The 4,992-nt window shown below is 40.5% G+C and carries 5 protein-coding genes; all 5 read left to right on the forward strand.

Translation table 11 applies throughout. The features are described from left to right. The coding region (locus tag FTU58_RS13780) for a helix-turn-helix domain-containing protein (RefSeq protein WP_180062591.1) at nt 1-197 on the forward strand (197 nt) is incomplete at its 5' end. A 498-nt stretch (nt 198-695) separates the two neighbouring features. Continuing rightward, a complete protein-coding gene (locus FTU58_RS13785) occupies nt 696-902 on the forward strand; it encodes an AlpA family transcriptional regulator (protein WP_180062592.1) in 207 nt (68 codons plus the stop codon). A 2-nt stretch (nt 903-904) separates the two neighbouring features. Next, nucleotides 905-3,601 (forward strand): hypothetical protein, encoded by a 2,697-nt coding sequence (locus tag FTU58_RS13790; RefSeq protein WP_180062593.1) that lies wholly within the window; start codon nt 905-907, stop codon nt 3,599-3,601. A gap of 321 nt (nt 3,602-3,922) precedes the next feature. Beyond that, on the forward strand, nt 3,923-4,111 hold the full coding sequence (locus FTU58_RS13795; protein WP_180062594.1) for a hypothetical protein: 189 nt from the start codon (nt 3,923-3,925) through the stop codon (nt 4,109-4,111). 399 nt (nt 4,112-4,510) lie between these two features. After that, the coding region (locus FTU58_RS13800) for a recombinase family protein (protein WP_180062595.1) at nt 4,511-4,992 on the forward strand (482 nt) is incomplete at its 3' end.

Genomic DNA, 4,992 nt, shown 5'->3' on the forward strand with positions numbered 1-4,992 from the left:
AAGTGATGCTTGAGCGTCAAAAAGTAGGCATTGCAAAAGCTAAAGCAGAGGGAAAATATAAAGGCCGCAAGCCTATAGACGATAAGAAAAAAGCCCAAATTGCAGAATTGGCAGCACAGGGGAACATGACAAAAGAAGAAATAGCCAATGAGGTCGGCGTAGGCGTTGCAACGGTTTACCGTGTTTTAAAGGGTTAAGGGAATCCCCTTACAAGGTCATAGCAGAGGGGTCGCTATGTATCCTTGCGTTATAAATTGCGGTGTACTGTACTGTATCGTGTTTTTAGTACATTACATTACAGTACGAATTAAGCACTCATTGGGATTGTTCTTTTTTTTATAGGCGTTATGTGTTTACCAATTGCACAAATTCTGATCTTGCTATGCAGTAATAATATGAGTAATCTTAGAACGATAGAGAAACAAGTTTAGTTTTCTTTAGGTACAAAAAAACCGCTGGCAGGCGGTTAATTTGCAGAATCCTAAGATCCTAAATTTGTTTGCTACTTTGTGAACAGTTTTCGAAGACACCACAGAGAAGCAGAAGAGATTTGCAATTCTAATTGCAACCTATGCTCATTCTAGCAAAGAAAAGCATTTATGCAATAAATTACACAATAAATTCTCTTTTGCCTTTGTTTCTAAAAGTATCTCACAAAGCAGCGACTCTTAATTTTTTACCAATTAGGAGGGCGTATGCTCACTTCAAATTTTATCGGCAGCGTTGAAATTGCAGCCATTATCAAGAAAAGCCGTATCACTGTTTATCGTTGGGTCGATATCGGCAAGCTACCTAAGCCAATCTATACAAGTAATTCTTTGTTATGGGATAGAGCCGAAGTATTTAGCCGCTTAGAACAGATGGGCTATGACGTTTCCACACGTGATGAAGTGGGGGCGTAACTATGAACACAAAAACAGAGCAATTTGCTGTAACAGTTGTAACAAGTGAACGCCCAACAGTTTTAACAAAGACCTACCAATTAATTGACGGCGTTATACAGCAGCCAAAGACCACAGCGAACATGGTGCAAGGCACAGGCATAACAAAGACGTTAAAAGATATTAATGAACTGGCGGAAATCCTGACGGGTTTAAACACCAATCAAGCTATGACTTGGGGCATTGTACCTGACAAACAAACAGACACGCCGTTTCAGATATTCAGCAAAACCGAGTATGAGAAACAAGGACAGCCACAAAACGCCGTAACACGTACAAAAGACTTCTTTAGATGGGGAGATTTTGGCGGCGTGATGATGCTTGATTTTGACTTTAAAGATGAAAGTAAAGCACTAAGCAAAGAGCAGATCATAAAGACACTGTATGACGTCATACCGTCACTTAAGAACGCCGCTTATATGTGGTGGTGCAGTAGTAGCAGCTTTATCTATAACGGCGAACAGCAGCACACAGGATTGCGTGGACAGCGTGTTTATATCCTTGTGCAAGATGCAGCAGATATAGAACGGGCAGGCAATGTATTGTTTAACCGTTTGTGGCTTGCGGGATATGGCCATATTGAAATAAACAAAGCAGGATCGTTCCTAACCAGAGCAATAATTGATAGCAGCGTTTGGCAGCCTAGCAGATTGGATTTTATTTCAGGTGCAAATTGCATTGCCCCAGTTGAACAAAAACGCCCACAACCTGAAATTTATAACGGCGTACCTTTAGACACAAAGGCGGCATTGCCTGACCTGACGGCGATAGAATTGGCGGAAGTTAAAGCCATGCAAGCCAAAGCAAAGGCTGAATTAGAGCAGGAAGCCGATTTAATTAAGGCTAAGTTTATTGTGGACAAGGCTTTAGATAACCTAAAAAAACAAGGCTTCACAGCCCCCAACGAAGCACAGATTGAACATGCACAGAACACCGTTAGACGGGCAACGGATAGCGACACTTTAACGGGTGACTTTGTTATATATCTTGATGATATGACAGCGGTCACAGTGGGCGAGATCCTAGACAACCCTAGTAAATATCACGGCAAAGGGACAAAAGATCCACTTGAACCTGATTATGACGGCGGGCGGACCGTAGGGCGTTTATATCTGTTTAATGGGCAGCCTAACCTATACAGCCAAGCACACGGCGGGAAGTCTTATAAGCTAATCAGACAGCCCAAAGAAATTGAACACAAAAACGGGAAAGCATTTGAAACAGTACAGGACACCTTGCGACTGTTAAAAGAAATGCCTGATTTTTTCGATATGGGCGGGCAGTTGGTGACAATTCATAACGGGGCAGTGAAGAACATCACAGCAGATTTATTGCCTTATTATCTGTCATCTTTTATTCAATATTTCACTTGGAAGCCAAAAGGCAAAGAGCAGCTTCAAAAGGTTTTAATTGATCCACCAATTACTGTCATTAAACAGGTCCTTGCTTTAGGTGACGCACGTGGGCTTAAACAATTAAAAGCAGTGATCACAGCACCAGTAATAACGCCACAGGATCACGTTATAACCCGTGCAGGATATGACAAAGAAACGCAGCTTTATTTGGCTACCAATGAACAGCCGCCAATCATTCCTGACAAGGTGACAGGTCAAGACGTGCAGGCAGCTTATGAAAAGCTAATGCAGCCATTTAGCGATTTTCCATTTGTTAATCCAATTGATCGGGCAGTTTGTTTATCTGCAATCCTTACGTCAATTATCCGCCCCGTTGTAGAAACAGCCCCCGCCTTTGCAATTGACGCCCCAAAACAGGGAACAGGAAAAACATACTTGGCGCAGTGCATAGGCTATTTAGGCACAGGCGTTGTACCCTCACCAATGCCGCCAATTGACAGCAAAAATGATGAAGAAATCAGGAAGCGTTTATTTTCTGAATTAATCAGAGGATCACGGAATATTCTTTGGGATAACGTCATGGGCATTTTTAACAGTGCATCTATGGCATCATTTTTGACAGCTTCAACATTTACAGATCGCACGCTTGGTAAAAGTGAAACAATCGAGCTACCTAATAGAGCAATGTTTCTTGTGACAGGTAATAACTTACAAGTTGCAGGCGAACTACCTAGACGTGTTTTAACATGCCGCTTAGATCGGCAGACTGAAAACCCAATAGAACACGTTTTTAAGTTTAATGCGTTGGATCACTTGAAACGACACAGGGCGGAAATGGTTAAAGCAGGCTTAACTATCATTAGAGGTTATTTGCAGAATAATCCTGACGGTTTTATATCTGACAAAACAGCTTCTTTTGAAGACTGGGACACCTTAGCCCGTCAGCCCGTTGCATGGTTAGCTCAATTTATAGATGGGTTAGATGATCCAAAGATAGTTATTAATGAAGCAGTCAAACAAGACCCCGAGCAAGAAATTTTAGGGGAGCTATTGCGAGCCATTTATAAAGAATACGGCACAGCATGGTTTGAAGCACGGCAGCTAGCAGAAGTCAGTACGCCTGAACACGGTTTTGGAAATAACCATTTATACGAGTTACTGTCAGATATCACGCAAGGCAGGCTAAACAGCCGAAGCATAGGGAGGGTTTTAAGGTACCGCCGTGACCGTATTGTAGATGGTTTAAAACTGTCTTTTATGAAGTCAGGAAAACATGCGGCACAGTTTAGAGTAACCGAAATTTAAACCCCCGCACCTTTATAAGCAAAATAGATTAGACCGCCTACAATTGGCGGTTTTTCTTATATAGATCAATGAAAATAGGTTTTTTAGGGTGAAAATGGGGGTTTAGGGGGTTTAAGGGGTTTAATTACACCTAATACGATTTGAAAAGTTAAGTTAAAATTTATTTTATAGTAAGCCCAAAATAACCCCTTATACCCCTTATACCCCTTTTTTGAATAAATACAGCTATAAAAAAAGCCCAATTAGGTACAGAGCAATAGACCTAAAAGAGCTTTGTTTGATTTTATCTTGATTACGTTACACAATCAAAAGCAGGCGAGCATGACACAGTACGCCGTAAAAAATAGAGGGCAGATTATGGAATTTGAAATAGATTGCGGCTTAGATTTAGAGCTTGATTTAGATTTGGATTTAGATGAACTTTCCGAGCAGCTAGAAGCAGATTTTGAATCAGCAGTGCAATTGCTAGGTGAGGATCTAAACATAGATTTGGATTGTATAAAGTTTTAGCCTAAGCACTTCCACCTCTATAAAAAAGAGTTTTCGCATATCTCAGGGGGTAAGGTAACGGTAAGGATAAATGAGTTTTCGGCTATCTATAGGGAATTTATGGACACGTTAGAGCATGGTTTTTCGATAGTCATTAACAGGGCGTAAAAACATATAAATCAGCACGGCGGCTTAAATCTTTTAATATTGATGTTATCGGGTGCAGCGGCTTACGAAAAAATCGTAGTAGCAAGGTTTTTCTTATATCAATAGGGGGGTTCAAGCCTATTAATAGAGCACGATCTATTGATAGTTTTTTATAGTATAAATTAAATAAAATTTTATCTATCTTTAGATGTGTTTTGTGTATTATGATAGGAATTATCACAATATCTTAGACCCTAAAGATAGGTTATAGTTATGTTAATCGGTTATGCACGCACAAGCACAAAAGATCAAGAATACAGTTTAGCGGCTCAAGTTGAGCGACTTAGCCTAATTGGTTGTGAGAGATTTTATAAAGAACAGGTATCAAGCGTAGACGAAAAGAGAGAGCAATTAGAGCAGGCATTGGATTATATCCGCGAGGGTGATGTTTTGGTTGTGACTAAGCTAGATAGATTAGCTAGATCCGTTGCCGACACCGTTGCCATTCAAAAAAAGCTAGAAGATAAAAAAGCAGGGTTAAAAATCCTAGATATGGATATAGACACGACCACACCAACAGGGAAGCTACAATTCAATTTATTGTCAGCAATTGCACAATTTGAGCGTGAAGTGATGCTTGAGCGTCAAAAAGTAGGCATTGCAAAAGCTAAAGCAGAGGGAAAATATAAAGGCCGCAAGCCTATAGACGATAAGAAAAAAGCCCAAATTGCAGAATTGGCAGCACAGGGGAACAT

Origin of the sequence: Acinetobacter sp. YH12120, assembly GCF_013418795.1 — a bacterium.
In the GTDB taxonomy this organism is placed as follows: Bacteria; Pseudomonadota; Gammaproteobacteria; order Pseudomonadales; family Moraxellaceae; genus Acinetobacter; species Acinetobacter towneri.

What these genes read in the sequence shown, in the direction of transcription:
- FTU58_RS13785 (WP_180062592.1), top strand. Translation starts at nt 696, where the DNA reads ATGCTCACTTCAAATTTTATCGGCAGCGTTGAAATTGCAGCCATTATC.
- FTU58_RS13790 (WP_180062593.1), top strand. Translation starts at nt 905, where the DNA reads ATGAACACAAAAACAGAGCAATTTGCTGTAACAGTTGTAACAAGTGAA.
- FTU58_RS13795 (WP_180062594.1), top strand. Translation starts at nt 3,923, where the DNA reads ATGACACAGTACGCCGTAAAAAATAGAGGGCAGATTATGGAATTTGAA.